Origin of the sequence: Flavobacterium resistens (assembly GCF_900182645.1) — a bacterium.
Lineage (GTDB): Bacteria > Bacteroidota > Bacteroidia > Flavobacteriales > Flavobacteriaceae > Flavobacterium > Flavobacterium resistens.
The window spans coordinates 973,584-994,457 of the sequence record NZ_FXTA01000002.1 but is presented as its reverse complement, the minus strand read 5'-3'; the positions used below and the strand labels follow the sequence as shown (position 1 = coordinate 994,457).

19 protein-coding genes are annotated in these 20,874 nt (G+C 34.3%); 4 read left to right on the top strand and 15 right to left on the bottom strand.

What is annotated here, in order from left to right:
- Positions 1–4: 4 nt before the first annotated feature.
- The 13 genes from ftsZ to FN795_RS10330 form a co-directional block, all read right to left on the bottom strand.
- Positions 5–1,987, bottom strand: coding sequence for a cell division protein FtsZ (gene ftsZ, locus FN795_RS10390; RefSeq protein WP_142450526.1), 1,983 nt, complete (start codon positions 1,985–1,987; stop codon positions 5–7).
- A gap of 94 nt (positions 1,988–2,081) precedes the next feature.
- Positions 2,082–3,503, bottom strand: coding sequence for a cell division protein FtsA (ftsA, locus tag FN795_RS10385; protein WP_035651770.1), 1,422 nt, complete (start codon positions 3,501–3,503; stop codon positions 2,082–2,084).
- A gap of 6 nt (positions 3,504–3,509) precedes the next feature.
- Entirely contained in the window at positions 3,510–4,232 is a 723-nt protein-coding gene (locus FN795_RS10380; protein WP_142450525.1) for a cell division protein FtsQ/DivIB, read from the bottom strand.
- On the bottom strand, positions 4,219–5,568 hold the full coding sequence (gene murC, locus FN795_RS10375) for a UDP-N-acetylmuramate--L-alanine ligase (protein ID WP_142450524.1): 1,350 nt from the start codon (positions 5,566–5,568) through the stop codon (positions 4,219–4,221). Before murC ends, FN795_RS10380 begins: the two co-directional genes overlap by 14 nt.
- A gap of 54 nt (positions 5,569–5,622) precedes the next feature.
- Positions 5,623–6,711, bottom strand: a complete 1,089-nt coding sequence (gene murG / locus FN795_RS10370; RefSeq protein WP_142450523.1) for an undecaprenyldiphospho-muramoylpentapeptide beta-N-acetylglucosaminyltransferase — start codon at positions 6,709–6,711, stop codon at positions 5,623–5,625.
- Between the two features lie 45 nt (positions 6,712–6,756).
- The gene (locus FN795_RS10365; protein WP_142450522.1) at positions 6,757–8,067 is read right to left on the bottom strand and encodes an FtsW/RodA/SpoVE family cell cycle protein; all 1,311 of its coding nucleotides are present in this window, start codon (positions 8,065–8,067) and stop codon (positions 6,757–6,759) included.
- 77 nt (positions 8,068–8,144) lie between these two features.
- Positions 8,145–9,476 carry a UDP-N-acetylmuramoyl-L-alanine--D-glutamate ligase gene (murD, locus tag FN795_RS10360; protein WP_142450521.1) on the bottom strand — a complete coding sequence of 444 codons (1,332 nt, stop codon included), beginning with the start codon at positions 9,474–9,476 and terminating at the stop codon, positions 8,145–8,147.
- Positions 9,477–10,709 carry a phospho-N-acetylmuramoyl-pentapeptide-transferase gene (mraY, locus tag FN795_RS10355; protein ID WP_142450520.1) on the bottom strand — a complete coding sequence of 411 codons (1,233 nt, stop codon included), beginning with the start codon at positions 10,707–10,709 and terminating at the stop codon, positions 9,477–9,479.
- Positions 10,710–10,788: 79 nt separating this feature from the next.
- Entirely contained in the window at positions 10,789–12,252 is a 1,464-nt protein-coding gene (locus tag FN795_RS10350) for a UDP-N-acetylmuramoyl-L-alanyl-D-glutamate--2,6-diaminopimelate ligase (RefSeq protein ID WP_142450519.1), read from the bottom strand.
- Positions 12,249–14,258 carry a penicillin-binding protein gene (locus FN795_RS10345; RefSeq protein ID WP_142450518.1) on the bottom strand — a complete coding sequence of 670 codons (2,010 nt, stop codon included), beginning with the start codon at positions 14,256–14,258 and terminating at the stop codon, positions 12,249–12,251. Before FN795_RS10345 ends, FN795_RS10350 begins: the two co-directional genes overlap by 4 nt.
- Complete coding sequence (locus tag FN795_RS10340) at positions 14,249–14,596, bottom strand: FtsL-like putative cell division protein (RefSeq protein ID WP_035651754.1); 348 nt, start codon at positions 14,594–14,596, stop codon at positions 14,249–14,251. Before FN795_RS10340 ends, FN795_RS10345 begins: the two co-directional genes overlap by 10 nt.
- A 13-nt stretch (positions 14,597–14,609) precedes the next feature.
- Positions 14,610–15,518, bottom strand: coding sequence for a 16S rRNA (cytosine(1402)-N(4))-methyltransferase RsmH (rsmH, locus tag FN795_RS10335; protein ID WP_193745235.1), 909 nt, complete (start codon positions 15,516–15,518; stop codon positions 14,610–14,612).
- Positions 15,493–15,966 (bottom strand): division/cell wall cluster transcriptional repressor MraZ, encoded by a 474-nt coding sequence (locus FN795_RS10330; RefSeq protein ID WP_026730580.1) that lies wholly within the window; start codon positions 15,964–15,966, stop codon positions 15,493–15,495. The genes rsmH and FN795_RS10330 overlap by 26 nt, the downstream gene beginning before the upstream one ends.
- A gap of 377 nt (positions 15,967–16,343) precedes the next feature.
- On the opposite strand from FN795_RS10330, the gene FN795_RS10325 reads away from it, so the two are divergent.
- Positions 16,344–17,108: an alpha/beta fold hydrolase gene (locus tag FN795_RS10325; RefSeq protein ID WP_142450517.1), complete on the top strand. Its 765-nt coding sequence runs from the start codon at positions 16,344–16,346 to the stop codon at positions 17,106–17,108.
- A gap of 44 nt (positions 17,109–17,152) precedes the next feature.
- Positions 17,153–17,773 (top strand): ribosome biogenesis GTP-binding protein YihA/YsxC, encoded by a 621-nt coding sequence (gene yihA, locus FN795_RS10320; protein ID WP_142450516.1) that lies wholly within the window; start codon positions 17,153–17,155, stop codon positions 17,771–17,773.
- A 99-nt stretch (positions 17,774–17,872) separates the two neighbouring features.
- On the opposite strand, the gene gldC is transcribed toward yihA, so the two are convergent.
- Positions 17,873–18,208 carry a gliding motility protein GldC gene (gene gldC / locus FN795_RS10315; protein WP_035651749.1) on the bottom strand — a complete coding sequence of 112 codons (336 nt, stop codon included), beginning with the start codon at positions 18,206–18,208 and terminating at the stop codon, positions 17,873–17,875.
- A complete protein-coding gene (gene gldB / locus FN795_RS10310; protein ID WP_142450515.1) occupies positions 18,208–19,164 on the bottom strand; it encodes a gliding motility lipoprotein GldB in 957 nt (318 codons plus the stop codon). Before gldB ends, gldC begins: the two co-directional genes overlap by 1 nt.
- Before the next feature lie 99 nt (positions 19,165–19,263).
- Here gldB and nadE point away from each other — a divergent pair, with 99 nt between their 5' ends.
- Both nadE and FN795_RS10300 read left to right on the top strand, forming a co-directional pair.
- Positions 19,264–20,070, top strand: a complete 807-nt coding sequence (gene nadE, locus FN795_RS10305) for an NAD(+) synthase (protein WP_142450514.1) — start codon at positions 19,264–19,266, stop codon at positions 20,068–20,070.
- A 94-nt stretch (positions 20,071–20,164) separates the two neighbouring features.
- Complete coding sequence (locus FN795_RS10300) at positions 20,165–20,794, top strand: response regulator transcription factor (protein WP_026730588.1); 630 nt, start codon at positions 20,165–20,167, stop codon at positions 20,792–20,794.
- The last annotated feature ends 80 nt before the right edge of the window (positions 20,795–20,874 follow it).

The following is a 20,874-nucleotide window of genomic DNA, read 5'->3' as shown; positions in this document are numbered from 1 at the left end:
AAAACTAATCTACATTGTCATGCAAAAATGAATTATTTGAACGCAATTGCAAATCGTTGTTGCTGTCAGTTCCAACTGAAATTCTCGAATTGTTGTTATTTGACTGAGAATTCGACAAATCGATTCCTAATCTTTTGTAAGCTGGCTCTTTTTCCAACTCATCAATTCTAGAAACATTATTATGGAATTTATAATTAAATTCTTTTAGCTTCTTTCTTCTTTCTTCGGCACGTAAACGCAATGTTTCTTCAATTGTCAATTCCATTGGAGAAACTTCTGCAGTTGTTGTAAAATCAGCCTGACTTGCAAAATCAACTCTTGGTTTCAAAGTAATGTTTAGTTCTTCAGGAATTGTATCTTCAACCACTTTTTCAACTGGTTTTGAAGCTGTCAATTCATTTTCAACTTCCATATATTCTTCTAACGAATATTTGATAATACCGTTATCAGAAAGTTCAGTTACCGGAACAAATGAAACCGGATCATTTACTTTAATATTGCGAGTTTCGTTTGTTAACTCAAACATGATTTTAGTTTCCTGCTCAGCAACTGGTTCTTTTTTAACTTCAGGTTCACTTCTAAAAAGAGGCAAATCAAATGAGAAAGTCGTTTGTTCTTCTTTTTCAAAAGTTCTTTGCTGTACTGGCTTTACTTCTTGGTAAGCTGGCACTTCTGGTGCAGAAATTTTAAAATCGATATCTGTAATTGGAGAAACGATTTCAAAAGTCACGTCAAGATTTTTAATAAACTCAGACATCACTACCAATTCTTCCTGATTGATTGTTGGCGGCGTAACCGGAGCAACAGGTGCTTGAATTACGGGAGCAACCGTATCTTCCATTAAATCAAAAACAACTTTATCTTCTGATTTTGCAGTAGGTGTTTCAGCATTCAAATCAAAAGAAGTAAGCGGTCTATTTGTTAAATTATGAACACTTCTTTGCTCATCTTCTAACGTGTGAATAATTTTCTTTGGCTCTGTATTAACAATTTCGTTTTGCTGTTCAACATCAAAACCAGTAGCAATAATAGTTACAGCAATAGCCTCACCAAGAGCTTCGTCTTCACCAACTCCCATGATAATATTTGCATTGTAACCAGCCTCAGCCTGAATATGATCATTGATCTCTCCGATTTCATCAAGCGTTATTTCATTAGATCCAGAAACGATAAGCAACAATACGTTTTTGGCTCCTGTAATTTTATTATCGTTTAACAACGGAGAATCCAATGCCGATACAATCGCATCTTTTGCTCTGTTTTCACCTTCTGACACAGCAGATCCCATAATTGCCGTTCCGCTGTTTGCTAAAACTGTTTTAGCATCGCGTAAATCGATATTTTGAGTATAGTGGTGCGTAATTACTTCAGCAATACCTCTAGAGGCAGTTGCCAAAACTTCATCTGCTTTAGAGAATCCGGCTTTGAAACCTAAATTCCCGTAAACTTCTCTTAATTTATTATTATTAATTACGATCAAAGAGTCAACTTGTTTACGTAATTTTTCGATTCCTAAAAGCGCTTGCTCCTGACGTACTTTCCCTTCAAACTGAAACGGAATTGTCACGATACCCACTGTTAAGATTTCTCTTTCTTTTGCTAATTGTGCGATAACCGGAGCAGCACCTGTACCAGTACCACCACCCATACCAGCGGTAATAAATACCATCTTGGTACCACGATCTAACATCTTTTCGATATCGGCAATACTTTCAATAGCAGACTGCTGTCCAACGTCAGGATTTGCACCTGCTCCAAGACCTTCTGTCAAATTCATACCCAACTGAATTTTGTTAGGTACCGAACTGTTCTGCAGTGCTTGTGAATCGGTATTACAAACGATGAAATCAACGCCTTTAATACCTTGTTTAAACATATGGTTGATAGCATTGCTACCTCCTCCACCTACACCTATTACTTTGATTACATTTGATTGGTTTTTTGGCAAATCAAATGAAATGCTTCCAAATTCTGAGTTGCTCATCATCTTTTTGGTTTTTTAATTCTTATTTAGTACATTTTTTACTTCTTGACTTGGGGCAAAAAGTAATCCTTTTCTCTTTTCTCTATTCGGCTTATATTTATTCAGCGTTGTCTAAAAAATCTTTGATTTTATCGACGTATCTGTCAAAAAATGATCTCCTAATTTTGGTTTCTGTAGATTCTGCTTCTACTTTATTTGTTCTTGTTTCTCTTGGTTCTTCAATAGTTTCTACTCTTTCAACGTAATTTTCTTCTACTTCGTATCGCTGCTGTACTGGTGGCTGTTGCTGAACTGGAGCATTTCTGTAAACAACTTTTGGTTGTTCATTTACAATTTCCATTCGAACAGCACTTTGAGTACTGTTTTCAATACTGTTCATTACTAAACCAACAGCTGTTGCAAACAATGGACTAGAAATTTCTTCGCTTGAATTTCCGGCTAAATGCTCGTTTGGATATCCAATTCTTGTGTCCATTCCGGTAATATACTCTACTAATTGTTTAATATGTTTTAGCTGAGCTCCACCACCTGTAAGAACAATTCCTGCAATTAATTTTTTACGAGGATCTTCGTGTCCGTAAGCTTTAATTTCAGCAAAAACCTGCTCTATAATTTCCACTACACGTGCGTGAATAATTTTCGAAAGGTTTTTAAGCGAAATCTCTTTTGGCTCTCTTCCTCTTAAACCAGGAATAGAAACAATTTCGTTGTCTTTATTTTCTCCCGGCCATGCTGATCCGAATTTAATTTTTAAAAGTTCAGCCTGTTTTTCGATAATTGAACAGCCTTCTTTAATATCATCTGTAATTACGTTTCCTCCAAAAGGAATAACTGCTGTGTGACGAATAATTCCATCTTTAAAAATGGCTAAATCCGTAGTTCCACCTCCGATATCGATCAAAGCTACACCTGCTTCTTTTTCTTCCTGACTTAAAACTGCATCTGCCGAAGCTAATGGCTCTAAAGTCAATCCAGACAATTCAATTCCTGAACTCTGAATACATCTTCCAACATTTCTGATTGAAGATGCTTGACCAACTACAACATGAAAACTAGATTCTAATCTTCCGCCGTACATTCCGATTGGCTCTTTAATCTCAGATTGTCCGTCAATTTTAAATTCTTGTGGCAAAACGTGAATAATTTCTTCACCCGGCAACATAGCCAGTTTATTTACCTGATCAATCAAAAGCTGAATATCTTTTTCGCCAATAACTTCCTCTGGATTATTACGGCTGATGTAATCTGTATGCTGTATACTTCTGATGTGCTGTCCGGCAATACCCACAACCACATCTTTAATTTTATAACCTGAATTGTTTTCTGCTTCAAGTATTGCTTGCTGAATTGACTGAATAGTTTGCGTAATGTTGTTTACAACTCCTCTCGCAACTCCCAGACTTTTGGATTTTCCAATACCCAAAATTTCCAATTTACCATACTCATTCTTCTTGCCTATCATGGCAACTATCTTTGTCGTTCCAATATCTAGACCTACTGCAATGTTATCTTTTTCCATTTTCTATTATTTTGTGCAAACTACTTGTTCCGTAAACCTAAGGTCAATCTTATTGTATTTGTATAACGAACTATCTAAAACTGCTTTTTGAAAAAACGCTTTATAGTTTCTAAATTTTTTATCAACATTCATCGTTCTGCCAAAATCTATGACATAATCATAGTTTCGATTAAACATTTTTAGGCTGCCATTAGGCATAATTTGTATTGCAATGATGTTTTTTTTCAAAAACGCATCGTCATAAATTGTGCGAAATAAAGCAGCTAAATCTTCGTTATTTTTTTCATTTATTGCCCCCGAAACAAGAGGAACTCGCGCTGTAAAATTGTCTGACAAGGGCATTTTATTACCCTCATAGTCAATATAAAAAGATCGATCACCATCGTAAACTCGCGCTACTGGTGTCTTCTGTTTTACTACCGCTTTTAGAACTCCATCGATACTTACAAAAACATCTGACTTCTCAATCATGTCTTGCGTATCAAGGGTTTTTTCTATCTTATTCAAATCTAGTTCATCTTTTCTAATACTGGAAGCGTCTCTTTTATTTTCTATCAACAATTTATTAACCGTTTCAGCCTTTACAAAAAGCGCATTTTCTCCTACAAAAACAACCATAGATTTCTTCAATTTTCTATCTCCATTTCGATGTTGTGCGAAGGAATATAGAAAAAGAACTAATCCGAAAATAAGTACTAATCTAATATTTGTCCAATTAAATATTTTCATTTAATATTTGTTTAATTGACGGTACCATTTCTCCAATATCACCTGCTCCTATTGTTACAATTATTGGCGCATCATTAGCTTTTATTTTTGCCAATAAATCTTCTTTTGCAACAATTTGTTTGTTCGAATTTGTCATTTTGCCCAACAGCCATTCTGAAGTCACTCCTTCCATCGGAAGCTCTCTTGCAGGATAAATATCCATTAAGAATACTTCATCGAATTTTGACAAACTTTCTGCAAATCCATCGACAAAATCTTTTGTTCTGCTGAATAAATGCGGCTGGAAAATCGCCAGAACTTTCTTTCCTGGATACAATTCTCTAACTGCCTGATGAACAGCATTAATTTCTGTTGGATGATGTGCGTAATCATCTATATAAACTAACTTATCCGATTTAATCTGATAAGAAAAACGTCTTCTAATCCCTCTGAATGAAGCAATGGCTTTTGCAATAGAGTCGGTCGGGGTGCCGTACGTTTTAGCCATCGCAATAGCCATCAGTCCATTCATTAAATTGTGTTTTCCAGGCAATCCAAAATGAAGATCTTTTATAATTTCTGATGGTGTCTGTACATCAAAAACATAACTTCCGTCTTCAATTCTAACATTATAAGCCTTATAAACTGCATCTTCATTTATAGCGCATTGAATGCCTTCTAAAGGCAATTCTTTTGTTATAAAAAGATTGTTTTTATCTTCAACTTTTGAAGCAAATTCTCTAAAAGAATCTTCAATAGCATCACTTGTTCCATAAATATCCAAATGATCTGCATCCATTGAAGTTATACAGGCAATATTTGGATGCAAATGCAAGAACGATCTGTCAAACTCATCTGCTTCAACAACTGTTACCGTTTTTCCAGTTCCAATTAAATTCGAATTATAATTTTCTACTATCCCACCTACAAATGCCGTAACATCAGCACCACTTTCATATAAAATATGTCCTAAAATACTAGATGTTGTTGTTTTTCCGTGCGTTCCTGCCACTGCGAAACTAAAAGTGTCTTTGGTAATAATTCCTAAAACCTCTGCACGCTTTTTAATTTCGAAATTTCTTTCTATAAAATAATTCCACTCTGAATGTGATTTTGGAACGGCAGGCGTAAAAATCACCAATGTATTTTCTACAAAATAATCAGTCGGAATTAGATTAATATTATCTTCAAAATGAATATCTATACCACTTTCAATTAATTCACTTGTTAGCATTGACGGCGTTTTATCGTAACCTGAAACCTGTTTTCCGATATATTTGAAATAGCGGGCCAGGGCACTCATTCCGATGCCTCCAATACCAATAAAATAAACGTTTTGTATTTGATTTAAATTCATTTCTTTTTTGCTTTAAGCTGTAAGCTTTAGGCTTTAGGCCTTCATCTTATTTTATTATTTAATTAACTTAACAATCTGTGCAACGATATCTTGTGTTGCTTTAGGCATTGCTAATTTTTTAATATTCGCACTCAATTGTTTTTGTTTTCCTTCATCTTTCAGAAGCGCTTCAAAAACAATACTGAATTCATTGTCCAATTCTGATTCTTTCAATAAAATAGCGCCTTTAGCATCAACAATTGCCTGCGCATTTTTAGTTTGATGATCTTCAGCAACATTTGGCGACGGAATAAAAATTACTGGTTTTCCAACAATACATAATTCCGAAACCGATGATGCTCCAGCACGCGAAATAATCACATCGGCCGCTGCATAAACAAAATCCATTCTTTCAATAAAATCAACCACTTTTACATTTGGCTGATTGTATTTTTTATAATCTTCAAAATATAATTTTCCGCATTGCCAGATTACCTGAACGTCCTGCGAAAGAAAATTTTGCAATTCTTTTTCAATTAACTGATTGATTCTTCTAGCGCCTAAACTTCCGCCTAAAACCAATAATGTTTTTTTATTCGAATCTAAACCATAAAACGCAATTGCTTCATCACGTTTACTTTCAATATCAATTAAATCCTGACGTACAGGATTTCCTGTCAACACAATTTTTTCTTTTGGAAAAAAACGTTCTAAATTTTGATAAGCAACACAAATTGCATTTGCTTTTTTACTCAATAATTTATTTGTAATTCCTGGAAAAGAATTCTGTTCCTGAATAACAGTTGGAATTCCCGCTCCGCCTGCTGCTTGCAATAAAGGTCCGCTGGCAAAACCTCCAGTTCCAATTACTACGTTTGGTTTAAACTTTTTAATAATTCTTCTTGACTCTAATAAACTTGATGCCAGTTTCAATGGAAACATCATATTCTGCAAAGTCAGTTTTCGTTGCAAACCTGCAATCCAAAGACCTTTTATTTCGTAACCAGCCTGAGGCACTTTTTGCATTTCCATTTTATCTTTGGCTCCTACAAAAAGAAATTCTGCATCAGGAAATTGTAATTTTAATTCATTTGCAATCGCAATTGCAGGATAAATGTGTCCTCCTGTTCCTCCTCCGCTAAGTATGAATTTATACTTTGTCATCTTTCTAAAAATTACAACTTTTTAAAAAATCTTTATATTTTAATCTTATCTATTTAAAACTGCATTCATCGGATTTCTTGAATTGTCTTCGATTGAATACATCGCTTCTTCTTCATATACTTCATCAGCTGGCAAATCCTCTTCTGCTAATTCTTTGTCAATTAATCTTTGAAGCGCTTCTTTTCTTCGTTCTTTCTCTATTTTTTCTTCAGCAATTTCTTCCTCTTTTTTTGTAACGCTGATGATAATTCCGAGGCCTAAACAGGTCATCCAGATCGAACTTCCTCCTGAACTTATCAGCGGTAAAGTTTGTCCTGTAACCGGCAACAATTCAACCGCAACCGCCATATTGATCATCGCCTGAAATATCATTGGAAACCCAAGTCCGACGACGACTAATTTCCCGAATAATGTATTTGCTTTGTGCGATGCTATAACAAATCGGAACAAAAGCAATAAATACAAAATCAATATTGCAACTCCGCCCACTAATCCGTATTCTTCAACAATAATGGCGTAAATAAAATCGGAAGATGATTGTGGCAAAAAGTTTTTCTGAACACTTTTCCCTGGACCTAAACCGCCTAATTTCCCAGATGCAATTGCTATTTTAGCTTTTTCAATCTGATAATCATCTTCATCAGGTTTATCTGTTGTAAAGTTCATAATACGACTTTCCCAAGTTGAAACCCTGCTGAAAAATCTTGAATCCGGAAAAGCTTTTGCAACCAAAAGGAAAAATGCCAACATGGCAATTCCAGAACCGATAATAATTCCAATATGTTTTAATGGATATTTTCCAATGAACGTTAACATCAAAACCATTGCAAAAATCAATGCTGTGGTCGAGAAATTCGCAGGCAAAATCAATGCCAACGTAATAAACACTGGAATCCAAAGCTGTATAAACGATACTTGGAAAGGCTCATTTTCTTCTTTCTTTTTTGACAAATATCGTGCTACAAAAATAAATAGAACGATAGAAGCCAATGTTGAAGTCTGGAATGTAATTCCGATAAACGGCACCTGAATCCAACGACTCGCATTTGCACCTGCAATAACAGTTCCTTTAAGCAATGTATAAAGTAATAAGAACCAAACTATTGGCAAAGCAATTTTTGAAATCGCTCTGAAATAATGATATGGAACTTTATGAACCCAATAAATAATCAGGAATCCGATACAAATGTGAGCCAAATGTTTTACCAAATATCCCAAAGTATTTCCGGTTCCGTGACCTATGTATGCCAAATTACTACTCGCACTAAAAACAGGCATAAACGAAAACAGCGCCAATAAAGCCACGAATGACCATATTACCCTATCTCCTTTTAATTTGTTTACTAGCTCTTTCATTTTAATTTTATTTCAGGTTTTCTTTGTTTCAAGTTTCAAGTTTCTCCTAACGTGAAACTTGAAACTTGAAACCATTTTTACAGATTATGTACTGCTTGTTTGAATTGTTTTCCTCTGTCTTCGTAATTTTCGAATAAATCAAAACTTGCACAGGCCGGAGACAATAAAACGGCATCACCTTTTTCTGTTAATCTTTGAGCAGTTTTAACTGCATCATTCATATCGTTCACTTCAACCATAATGTCAACAACATTTCCAAAAGCATCAATAATTTTACGATTATCGATTCCTAGGCAGATAATTGCTTTTACTTTTTCACGAACTAATGACATTAATTCGTTGTAATCATTTCCTTTATCAACACCTCCTACAATCCAAACCGTTGGAACATTCATGCTGTCTAAAGCAAAGAAAGTTGCGTTCACATTTGTTGCTTTTGAATCGTTAATATACTGTACATTCTGAATTTTTAGTACTTTTTCTAAACGATGTTCAACACCTTGAAAATTAGATAAACTTTCGCGAATTGTTGCATTTCTAATTTGCATCAATTTTGCTACAGAGCTTGCTGCCATTGCATTTTTCATATTATGTTTTCCTTCTAACGCAATGTGTTCCGTGTCCATTGTAAACTCTTCTTGGTTGATCTTTATTTCCATTTTGTTGTTATTTATAGAAGCCCCTTCGTCAAATGATTTAGTCAATGAAAAAGGAATTAATTTTGCTTTTGTTTTGTTATTTTTTAACCATTCTGCGCTTGCCTCATCGTCTGCATCATAAATAAGATAATCACTTTCGGTTTGGTTCATCGTTATTCGAAATTTCGAATTGATATAATTTTCATATTTATATTCATATCGATCTAAATGATCCGGACTGATATTCGTTATTATCGCGATATCCGGTCGGTAATCTATTATTCCGTCTAACTGAAAACTACTTAATTCTAGAACGTATGCATCAAATTTATTTTCGGCTACCTGCCAGGCAAAACTCTTTCCTATATTACCTCCTAAACCAACATTCAATCCAGCTGATTTTAACAAATGATAAGTCAACATTGTTGTGGTTGTCTTACCATTACTTCCTGTGATTCCAATTGTAAGAGCTTCTGTAAAAGGCTTTGCAAATTCAATCTCCGAAATCACTTTTACTCCAGCCCCAATTAGTTTTTTCACGATTGGTGATTTCTCAGGAATACCCGGGCTTTTCATTACCACATCGGCATTCAGAATTAAATCTTCTGTGTGCTGTTCTTCTTCCCAGGCGATTTTATTAATTATAAGAACTTCTTTATAGCTTTCTTTTATCTTTCCGAAATCAGACACAAAAACATCGTATCCTTTTTTCTTCCCGAGGATAGCAGTACCTACACCGCTCTCTCCTCCTCCTAAAACTACCAGCCTCATCTATCTTAACTTTAAAGTAACGATTGATAAAATGGCTAACATAATTGCAACAATCCAGAAACGAGTCACAATTTTACTTTCGTGATATCCTTTTTTCTGATAATGATGATGCAGTGGCGACATCAGGAAAATTCTTCGTCCTTCGCCGTAGCGTTTTTTAGTGAATTTGAAATAACTCACCTGTAAAACCACTGAAAAATTTTCTACTAAAAAGATTCCACATAATAACGGAATCAATAATTCTTTACGAACGGCAATTGCCAAAACAGCAATAATTCCTCCAATAGTCAAACTTCCTGTATCTCCCATAAAAACAGATGCCGGGTAAGAATTGTACCAAAGAAATCCAATCAAAGCACCAACAAATGCAGATATAAAAACTGTCATTTCCCCCGAATTAGGAATGTACATTATATTCAGATAATTAGAGAAAATAATATTTCCCGAAACGAATGTAAATATCCCGAGCGCGAGTACTGAAACTGCGGAGGTTCCGGCGGCGAGACCATCGATTCCGTCAGTTAAGTTTGCTCCGTTAGAAACTGCAGTAATAATAAAAATAACAACTGGAATAAAAATCAACCAAGCCCATTTTTCATATCCATCGCCCGTCCAAGCTAATAATTCGGCATAATCAAATTCGTTGTTTTTTACAAAAGGAATTGTAGTCGCAGTTGATTTTTCTTCAACAGGAGCCGGCAAAACAATGGTTGTATTTTGCGATGCTTTAAAAACATCCGTTTTTCCTGTATCAGTACGAACAGTTACTGCTGGATTAAAATAAAGAACAGCTCCTACGATTATTCCCAAACCAACTTGACCAATTACTTTGAAAATTCCTTTAAGACCTTCTTTATCTTTTTTGAATATTTTAATATAATCATCAATAAAACCAATTGTTCCCATCCAAAGTGTAGTCACAATAAGCAATACAATATAAATATTATGCAAACGAGCAAACAACAAAACAGGCACAAGAGTTGCAAAAATGATAATCAGGCCTCCCATTGTAGGTGTTCCCGCTTTTTCATTTTGCCCTTGAAGACCTAGCTCACGAACTGTTTCACCAACTTGCTGATTACGCAAAAAGTTGATAATACGTTTTCCGTAAATCGTAGATAAAAGCAACGAAAGCATTAAAGCCAAAGCCGATCTAAAAGTGATATACTGAAAAACTCCTGTTCCAGGTATATCTAATGTTTTGTCAAAATATTCAAATAAATAGTATAACATATTTTTCTATTTTTTAAATTCTAATTTTGAAACTCCAAATTCCAATTGTCTAGTGGTATTTGAACTTAAAAATTTATTATTATTTGTTTAGTTGCTCCAAGATTTCTTTTACAGTTTCCATATCATCAAAATGATGGCGAACACCATTTATTTCTTGATATGTCTCGTGTCCCTTCCCTGCAATAAGAATAATATCATTTGGCTGAGCCAATTGACAAGCTGTTTTTATAGCCTGTTTTCGATCCGTAATTCTTAATATTCTTTTGTAATTATGAGGTTCAACTCCTTTTTCCATTTCATCTAAAATCACTTCAGGATCTTCGTTTCTTGGATTGTCAGAAGTTAAAATTGCTTTATCGCTTAAATCCGAAGCAATTTTTGCCATAATTGGTCTTTTTGTTTTATCTCTGTTTCCGCCACAACCAACAACTGTAATCAATTGTTCATTTTTGGTACGAATGTCATTAATCGTTTTTAATACATTATCTAATGCATCCGGCGTATGAGCATAATCAACAACTGCTGTTATGTTTCCTGCCGAAACAATATATTGAAAACGTCCCGAAACACTTTCTAAATCAGACAGTAAGCGCAACGCCTCAAGACTATCCATTCCTAGTTCGATTGCTGTTCCGTAAATCGCTAATACATTATATGCATTAAAAGTTCCGATTAGCTTTACCCAAACTTCATTATCATTTACTTTTAACAGTAAACCAGATAATTGACTCTCTAAAATTGTTGCTTTAAAATCCGCATATGATTTTAATGCATATGTAAACTTTCTAGCCACTGTATTTTGCAACATTACAGTTCCGTTTTTATCATCAATATTCGATAAAGCGAAAGCCGTTTTTGGTAATGAATCAAAAAATGATTTTTTTACATCTCTGTATTCGGCAAAAGTTGGATGATAATCCAAATGATCATGAGAAAGGTTCGTAAAAATTCCGCCCACAAAATGCAACGCTTCTGTTCTTTTTTGATGAATTCCGTGTGAACTTACTTCCATAAAACAATGCGTCACACCTTCTTCAATCATTTCATTTAAAAAATGATTAATCGTAATAGAATCTGGTGTTGTGTGCGTTGCAGGATATTCAGTTTCATCAACCATTATTTTCACAGTTGACAACAACCCAACTTTAAAACCTGCTTTTTTAAACAACTGAAACAGCAATGATGCAATCGTTGTTTTTCCGTTTGTTCCGGTTACACCAACTAATTTTAGTTTTGCAGATGGATCTCCAAAATAATTAGCAGCCATAAAAGCCAAAGCCGTATTGGTATCTTTTACCTGTATATATGAAATTCCTTTTTCAATATTTTGAGGAAGCGTATCGCAAATAATAGCTGTTGCTCCTAACTGAATTGCTTTCTCAATATAATCATGTCCATCAGAAAGAGAGCCGCGAATGGCCACAAAAATATCATCTGCCTCAACTTTACGTGAATCAAATTCAATTTTTTGAATACCAATTTCTGTCGAACCTGTTACTGATTCGATAGCCACTTTGTATAATATGTCTTTAAGTATTTTCACGATAATTCTAATACTATAATTGCGTTTTTACTAATATTTTGACCAGCCTGAATCGATTGATTCTTCACTTTTCCAACTCCATTTACTTTAACTTTCAAACCTAAATTTTCAAGTAAAGCAATTGCATCCATTCCTGGCATTCCTTTTAAATTCGGAATTACATTTGTTTTTGTATTTGATTCCTTCTCAAATTTTGCGTAACTGATTTCTTGTTTTGGAATTTTAGAATCCAGCTGCTTTATTTTATTTGTTGAAGGCGCATCTGTAAATATTTTTTGAGCGATTCTTTTAAAAACCGGTCCCGCCACATCTGCACCGTAATAATTATTTTTTGCTGTATTTGGTTTATGAACCACTACAATACAAGAATATTTCGGATGATCAGCAGGAAAATACCCAACAAAAGAAGACGCATAATACAATGCCGATTTCCCTTCTTTTCCTCCATAATTCATTTGAGCCGTTCCTGTCTTTCCTGCCATCGAAAAATCTTTCGAATACAATTTAGAACCTGTTCCTTTTTTAACCACGTTCTGCAAAACAGCTTTTAATTTTTTAATTGTTTCCTGTGAACAAACCTTTGGATTAATTACTTCTACATCGAATTTCTTAATCGTTTTGTTCCATTCTTTAATTTCAGATACAAATTGCGGTCTTACCATTACACCATTATTTGCAACCGAATTATAAAATGCCAATGTTTGCATTGGTGTAACTGAAACATTATACCCAAAAGCCATCCACGGAAGCGTAGTTCCTGACCAATGTTTGTCTCCAGGTTTTGGAATATATGGTCTTCCTTCTCCTTTAAAATGCAATCCTAAAGGTTTATCCAAACCAAAATTTCTGATATGATCTACAAATTTTGACGGATTGCTTTTATAATTGTCATAAACCGCCTGAACCATTACCGTATTGGAAGAAAGTTCAAATCCGCGCGCTAATGAAACTTTTCCGTAACCACCATGATGCGAATCATTAACCGGACGTCCGTAATATCTAACTTGACCTCCGTGACTGTCAAAAACCGTACTTGTATCAGCTACTTTATCTTCTAAAATTGCCATTAAATCAACCAATTTAAAAGTCGATCCTGGTTCGTGAGACTCTGCTACAGCATAATTTGTAGTTTCGGTATACGATCCGTCTTCACCTCTTCCTAGATTCGAAATTGCTTTTACATGTCCTGTTTCTGTTTCCATAACAACAACACAACCGTGATCCGCTTCGTAATCCTGAAGTTGTTTCAATAAAGCGTGATGTGCAATATCCTGAATAAATACATCTATTGTTGAAATCACATCATAACCATCAATCGGATCTACTTCATTTACATCACGAATTGGTTTCCATTGACCTTTTGCAATTTTTTGCTTTAAGATTTTTCCATCTTTTCCGTTCAAATAACTTTTAAAAGCCCATTCGATTCCTTTTCCAACTTCGATTCCGGTAGCAGGATCAATTCGGTCGTAACCAATTGTTCTTTCAGCAATTTGCCCTATTGGATGCTTTCTAACTGTTTCTTGTTCCACTATAATTCCGCCTTTGAAAGCGCCTAAATTGAATAATGGAAAACCTTTTATTTTTACATATTCAGTATAACTCAATTTTCTGGCAATTAAATAATAGCGATTTTTATTTGCTCTCGCTCTTCTTAATTCCTGTTCATAGTAACCTGCTGGCCTATCCAAAACTGTAGCTAACGAATCTGATAAAGCTTTTACATGCTTTTCAAAAGTTTCAGTTTTTGGTGCTTTTGCATCAAATCGAATTTCATAATTCGGGATTGAAGTCGCCAATAAACTTCCATCAGCAGAATAAATATTTCCTTTGTTAGCCGGAATGATAAAATTTCTAACCGTACGCTGTTTTGCTAATTGTCTGTAATGATCTCCGTCAACCCATTGAATATTGGTTAATTTAACGACAATAGCAATTGCCATCAAAAAGATGAAAACTGCTACGAGGTAAATTCTGTAGGATATATGTTTATCGTCTACTGCCATATTCTTTTAAAGAAACTTTTTTCTTCTTCTTTTTTAACTTCTATTTTTATTGGAGGAACCGTTGATGGAAAAATCTGTTTTTCAAGCATTTTATCCGAAATCGTTGATTCCATTTTTAATTTCATTAATTCTGAACGTCGGTCCACAAACTCTGATCGCAATTCTTTTACTTCATTGTTCAGTTTTGCAATTTCAAAAACCTTTTGTTCGTATCGCTGTGTATTTGCAATCATCAAAATGGCAAGCAAAATGATAAAAACAATGAAACGCCAGTTTTTAATTGCGTCATCATTGATTAGAAATCTTGCTTTTAATATGCCAAATACTCCACTTTTCATTTCTACCTATATATTATATCTTTTCAGCAATCCTTAATTTTGCGCTTCTTGCTCTGTTATTGATTTTGATTTCAGCGTCATCAGGAACAATCAATTTTCCGATGGTTTTAAATGGAACCGAAAAATTCCCATAAAAATCACGCTCTGGTTCTCCTTCAAACATTCCATTTTTGATGAATCTTTTTACCAGTCTGTCTTCTAAAGAATGATAAGAGATTACTGAAAATCTTCCGCCCGGATTCAAAATCTCCAATGATTGCTCAATAAACTCTTTTAGAACATCCATTTCCTGATTTACTTCGATTCGAATTGCCTGATAAATCTGAGCCAATACTTTATTTCGAACCTTCTCAGGTAAATATTTCTTTAAAACTTCTTTCAGTTCATCTGTTGTTTTGATCGGATAATCTCTTCTCGCTTCAACGATTGTTCTGGCTAAAGCTGGCGCGTTTTTCAACTCCCCATAATCAAAAAAAACACGACGTAAATCCTGTTCTTCATATTCGTTAACCACTCGATAAGCACTCAAATCATTTTTTTGACTCATCCGCATATCCAGATCGGCATCAAATCTTGTAGAAAAACCTCTTTCAGGAACATCAAACTGATGTGATGAAACTCCTAAATCTGCCAAGATTCCATCAACTCCTCTTACACCATGAAAACGCAAGAACCTTTTTATAAATCTGAAATTCTCATTAATTAAAGTAAACCTTTCATCCGGCAATGCATTTGCAAGCGCATCTTCATCCTGATCAAAAGCAAACAATTTTCCATTTGGTCCTAAGCGTCTCAAAATTTCTTTTGAATGGCCGCCGCCTCCAAAGGTCACATCCACATATATACCATCAGGCTTAATATTTAAACCATCAACTGTTGGATGAAGCAAAACCGGATTATGATATTCCATTGTCGTCGTCATTAATATTTCCCATTACCTCCTCGGCTAAATCAGCAAAATCCATATCTTCGCCGCTTATTGATTTTTCATATAAATCTTTATCCCAAATTTCCACAATATTAACCGCAGAAGAAAAAACAACATCTTTAGAAATACTTGAAAAAGCCACCAAATCTTTCGGCACCAGCAATCTCCCTAATGCATCAATCTCTACCATTTTAACACCAGCAGTAAATCTTCGAATGAAATCATTGTTTTTTTTCACAAAGCGATTAAGCTTGTTGATTTTTTGCATCATCAAATTCCATTCTTCCATTGGATACAATTCTAAACACGGCTGAAAAACGGAACGTTTCAAAACGAAACCATCCTGAAGCGATGAAGCCAATTGCTTTTTCAAAGGTGCAGGCATCATTAGCCTTCCTTTAGCATCAACTTTACACTCATATGTTCCAACAATTGTGTTCAAAAAAATCAATTAAGATGTTATAGGACAAAAATATAAAAAAAAATACCACATTTTACCACAATATACCACTTTGTTAATAAGTTTAACCACTTTTCTACCACCTTCATTAAACAATAGACAATCAATACGTTAACTTATTATTAGCGTTTTCTTAATAACGCTAATCATTCAAAAAAAATAAGCACTAATTTTCTTAAAAAAATGCTTTTTCTCTTGATTTCTTAACATTTCAAGCTTTTGCCTAAAAACACCATAAATTCTGATTTCTAAGCACTTAGATATTCTACAAAAATTATCTAGTTAAAAATCATCAGCAAAAATTCATTTTTATTTATTTAACCCTATATTTGTCCAAATTGAAATTGGCATTAGATTAAATGGACAAACACTACAAAAAAGAAGGCAAATACAGCTATTTTGAAGCTGGAGAAGGAACTCCTATCGTAATTTTGCATGGGTTAATGGGAGGCCTTAGTAATTTTGATGGTGTAGCGCAATATTTCCCATCAAAAGGATACAAAGTTGTTATCCCGGATTTGCCAATCTACACGCAAAGCATTCTAAAAACTAATGTGAAAAGTTTTGCCAAATACGTAAAAGACTTTATTACTTTTAAAGGTTTTGACAAGGTTATTCTTCTTGGAAATTCTCTTGGAGGGCATATCGCTTTATACCACACAAAACTTTATCCTGAAAAAGTTGCCGGACTTGTAATTACCGGAAGTTCTGGACTTTATGAAAGTGCAATGGGAGACAGTTACCCAAGAAGAGGTGATTATGAATACATCAAAAAGAAAGCTGAAGATGTATTTTATGATCCAAAAATTGCAACTCCTGACCTTATCGATGAAGTTTATGCAACTGCAAATGACCGTATCAAGCTGATTAAAACCTTAACGATTGCCAAAAGCGCAATTCGTCATAATATGGCTAAAGATTTACCAAAAATGACAGTGGAAACCTGTATTATTTGGGGTAAAAACGATTCTGTAACACCTCCAAATGTTGCCGAAGAATTTGATAAATTATTGCCTAATTCAACTTTGTATTGGATTGACAAATGTGGACACGCTGCTATGATGGAACATCCTGATGAATTCAACGAGATTCTGGAGAAATGGCTTACTGAGCAAAAATTATAGCATTCTAACTTTCGATTTTAAGGAGGTTTTAAAAATAAAAAAATATGAAAATTAATACCGCCGAATTTATTGTCAGTAATTCTGATGCTTCAAAATGCCCGGCTGAATTTCTTCCGGAATACGCTTTTATAGGCCGATCAAATGTGGGAAAATCCTCTTTGATCAACATGATTACCAATCACAAAAATTTAGCAAAAACTTCAGGAAGACCAGGAAAAACACAATTAATTAATCACTTTAAAATCAACAACAATTGGTTTTTAGTCGATTTGCCTGGTTATGGTTACGCTAAAGTTTCTAAAAAAACTAAATCTGTTTTTCAGCAATTTATTACAGATTATTTTGAAAACAGAGAACAGCTTGTATGCGCTTTTGTTTTGATTGACATTCGTCACGAAGCTCAAAATATTGATATTGAATTTATGTCTTATATGGGAGAAAGCGAAATTCCGTTTTGTATTATTTTCACCAAAGCCGACAAAATCAGCAGAGTAAAAATTGACTCACATATTGCCGCATACAAAAAACAAATGTACGCTAACAATTGGGCCGAAATGCCTCATTATTTTGTTACCTCATCTACAGAATCAATTGGAAAAGAAGAGCTTTTGACCTATATCGATGAAGTGAATCAGGAAGTTTTTAAAAACAATTCAGGGTTTTAAACTTCAACAAAGAAGTTCCAAGCTATAAAAATACCCAATAAAAAAATCCCAAATTTCAATCATACAATTGGAATTTGGGATTTTATTTTTAGAATCTAATTACTTCGTAAGTTCTAGTTTTTCTGCAAAGTAATCACAGAAATCTTTCATTGTATCCGACATTTTTTCGTCGTCAGTTGCACGTTTGAAAGTATCTGCCATTGCAACTAATGTCTGATGAAAAAAGATTTTCATTTCGTCAACCGGCATCTCTTTCGTCCAAAGATCAATTCGCATAGTTTCTTTTGCTTTGCTGTCCCAGATAGACAACATAATTGCTTTTGCTTCTTCAGCCTGCACACCACCATCCTGCGCACTCCACGTTAATTTTTCCGGAACACGGTTTTCGTCTAATTCTATATTGAATTTAATTTCTGAATTTATTGTATTTGACATTATTTCTTAGGTTTATATTTTGACTTCTCGAAAATCTCTTTCGAATTAACTTTTAATAATTCCGGCAAAGTTACGTTGTTATTTTTCATATACGAACGCACAATCTGCCATCCAATCCATGCGCCCACTCTTCCTGGCGAATCATTGTCGATTTCTAAATAAAATTTAGAAAACGGCGCCGGAGCAATAAATCGGGTTGTAAGTTTTGGATCGTCGCTGTATAGCATTTCTTTTTCCATAAAATAACGCCACATATAAGCTTCGTTTTCCTCACACCATTTTATTTGTTCTGGCGTATATCCAATTTTATCAGCATCTGTATATTCAGGCAAAAGCAAATCTTTTGCATACAATTGTTTTCCTTCAAAAATCATTTGAGAAACTAAATTTCTATCTGGAAAAGCAGGAATATTTCGGTATGTAAAACTCGAAACTACATCTGGCATGATTTGTTTTTCTTCAAAATTCTGTTTCAGATAGTTCGGGAATTCATAAAACTTATGTTCTTTTCCCAAATATAGTTCCAGAGCGACAATAACTAAACTGTCAGCATAAATTGCTTTGGCCGTATAATCCATTTCACCAATTACAGTAATTACTTTTGGCGTTTTCGCTTTAGGAAAATAATATTTTACATGCTGAAAAAGCGAATTGAATTCCTGACGTACTGGCTCAAAATTGGAGTATTTCTTCTGCACCTCACTGTACACTTCTCGCCAAATTGGTTCCTGCATTTTTTGAAGCCAGACAGCATCATTATTTCCTGCTGGAAAAAAATACGGATATTGCTTTTTTAATTTCCCAAGATCTTCTGGTTTAGCTTCAAAAAACGCCTTATCAAAACGTTCTACTTTAATGTCAACCGGAATTTCTTCAACTTCTTTTTCGACCTTGCTTTTTTGTTCACAGGACAAAAAAAACACGCATAGAAGCAACGTAAAGCGATATAATTTCATTTTATTTTAATTAGATTTGTGTTGCATAAATTTAAATAAATCAATACTTAAAAATATTTGTGCAAATATACATCCCTGTATCTTAAAACTTGAACTATTATGGCTAAAAAAAGTACTATTCAAACAGAAAAAGTAAATATCCACATTGTAGAGTGGCTAAAAAATTATGCTGAACGCGCAAAAGTAAATGGTTTTGTAATTGGAATTTCTGGCGGAGTTGATTCTGCCGTTACCTCAACTTTATGTGCTCAGACCGGTTTACAAGTTTTATGTGTTGAAATGCCGATTCATCAAGCCGAAAGTCAAGTTTCAAGAGGAAGAGAGCATATTGAGCAATTAAAAAAACGTTTTCCTAATGTTTCAAGCGTAGAAACCGATTTAACAGCCACTTTTGAAGCTTTTAAGGCATCAGTTCCAAAAACTGATGACGAAGCAAAGGTTAATCTTTCTTTAGCCAATACACGCGCTCGTATTCGAATGACTTCTTTATATTATTTAGCAGGAATTAATGGTCTCTTGGTTGCCGGAACTGGAAATAAAGTAGAAGATTTTGGAGTAGGATTTTATACAAAATATGGAGACGGAGGTGTCGATTTGAGTCCGATTGCTGATTTAATGAAATCGGATGTTTATGCTTTAGGAGAATTTTTAGCAATTCCGCAATCAATTTTAACAGCTGCTCCAACAGATGGATTATTTGGCGATAATCGTACCGATGAAGACCAATTAGGTGCAAGTTATGATGAACTTGAATGGGCGATGTTAGCCGCGGAGTCAGGAAAAACGGCAGTTGACTTTGATGGGAGAGAAAAAACTGTCTTCGAAATTTATAAACGATTAAACACCAGCAACAAGCATAAAATGGATGCAATTCCGGTATGTTTAATACCAAAAACGTTAAAATAAAACTTTTTAACATTTGTCAGCTATAAACTACAGAATTTATTTATTAATTTTACCGTTCCAAAAACATGATAACAATTCTAAAAAGGTAAAAATTATGATTAAAGTATGTCTAGCAGACAATCATCCTGTGACGCACTTTGGCGTTAAGTCTTATTTCAAAGACCACGATCAAATTTCAATTGTTGCCAACGTAGGCAATTTTTCAATGGTTAGAGACATTCTTCAGACGAAGGAGATCGACATCCTAATTCTAGATCTAGAGTTAGAAGGTCTTTCGAGCATCTTTGAAGTTAAATCGATCCTGAAAAACTTCCCAAAAACAAAAATTGTAATTTTTAGTGACCTCGCTGAACAAATGTATGCTCCAAACGCAATTAAAGCAGGAGTTTCAGGGTATGTACACAAAACAGAAAAACTTGAAACATTAGGTCTTTCTATTATTAAAGTACATGAAGGAAAAATTATTATCAATGAAACAGTTCGCAAAAACATGGCCCTTATTGCTAAACAAAGCAAGAGCGAACGTTTGTACAGAAAACTTTCTAATCGCGAGATTGAAGTTTTACGTTACTTAAGTGACGGAAAGAAAAACAATGAAATTTCTAAAATCTTAAATCTGAACGAAAAAACGATCAGTACTTACAAATTAAGATTATTGACTAAATTAAACGTAACTAATTTAGTTGACTTAGTAAACAAAGCTAAGACTTTAGAAATTATTTAATTTAATGGTTGATTTGCTTCGGCAAAACCATCAGTCATAAAAAAAAGCTCTATATTGTTTATCGATATAGAGCTTTTTGA

Excerpts from the sequence above, each read along its gene's own strand:
- ftsZ (WP_142450526.1), bottom strand. The coding sequence starts at position 1,987 with ATGATGAGCAACTCAGAATTTGGAAGCATTTCATTTGATTTGCCAAAA.
- ftsA (WP_035651770.1), bottom strand. The coding sequence starts at position 3,503 with ATGGAAAAAGATAACATTGCAGTAGGTCTAGATATTGGAACGACAAAG.
- FN795_RS10380 (WP_142450525.1), bottom strand. The coding sequence starts at position 4,232 with ATGAAAATATTTAATTGGACAAATATTAGATTAGTACTTATTTTCGGA.
- murC (WP_142450524.1), bottom strand. The coding sequence starts at position 5,568 with ATGAATTTAAATCAAATACAAAACGTTTATTTTATTGGTATTGGAGGC.
- murG (WP_142450523.1), bottom strand. The coding sequence starts at position 6,711 with ATGACAAAGTATAAATTCATACTTAGCGGAGGAGGAACAGGAGGACAC.
- FN795_RS10365 (WP_142450522.1), bottom strand. The coding sequence starts at position 8,067 with ATGAAAGAGCTAGTAAACAAATTAAAAGGAGATAGGGTAATATGGTCA.
- murD (WP_142450521.1), bottom strand. The coding sequence starts at position 9,476 with ATGAGGCTGGTAGTTTTAGGAGGAGGAGAGAGCGGTGTAGGTACTGCT.
- mraY (WP_142450520.1), bottom strand. The coding sequence starts at position 10,709 with ATGTTATACTATTTATTTGAATATTTTGACAAAACATTAGATATACCT.
- FN795_RS10345 (WP_142450518.1), bottom strand. The coding sequence starts at position 14,258 with ATGGCAGTAGACGATAAACATATATCCTACAGAATTTACCTCGTAGCA.
- FN795_RS10340 (WP_035651754.1), bottom strand. The coding sequence starts at position 14,596 with ATGAAAAGTGGAGTATTTGGCATATTAAAAGCAAGATTTCTAATCAAT.
- rsmH (WP_193745235.1), bottom strand. The coding sequence starts at position 15,518 with ATGACGACGACAATGGAATATCATAATCCGGTTTTGCTTCATCCAACA.
- FN795_RS10325 (WP_142450517.1), top strand. The coding sequence starts at position 16,344 with ATGGACAAACACTACAAAAAAGAAGGCAAATACAGCTATTTTGAAGCT.
- yihA (WP_142450516.1), top strand. The coding sequence starts at position 17,153 with ATGAAAATTAATACCGCCGAATTTATTGTCAGTAATTCTGATGCTTCA.
- gldC (WP_035651749.1), bottom strand. The coding sequence starts at position 18,208 with ATGTCAAATACAATAAATTCAGAAATTAAATTCAATATAGAATTAGAC.
- gldB (WP_142450515.1), bottom strand. The coding sequence starts at position 19,164 with ATGAAATTATATCGCTTTACGTTGCTTCTATGCGTGTTTTTTTTGTCC.
- nadE (WP_142450514.1), top strand. The coding sequence starts at position 19,264 with ATGGCTAAAAAAAGTACTATTCAAACAGAAAAAGTAAATATCCACATT.
- FN795_RS10300 (WP_026730588.1), top strand. The coding sequence starts at position 20,165 with ATGATTAAAGTATGTCTAGCAGACAATCATCCTGTGACGCACTTTGGC.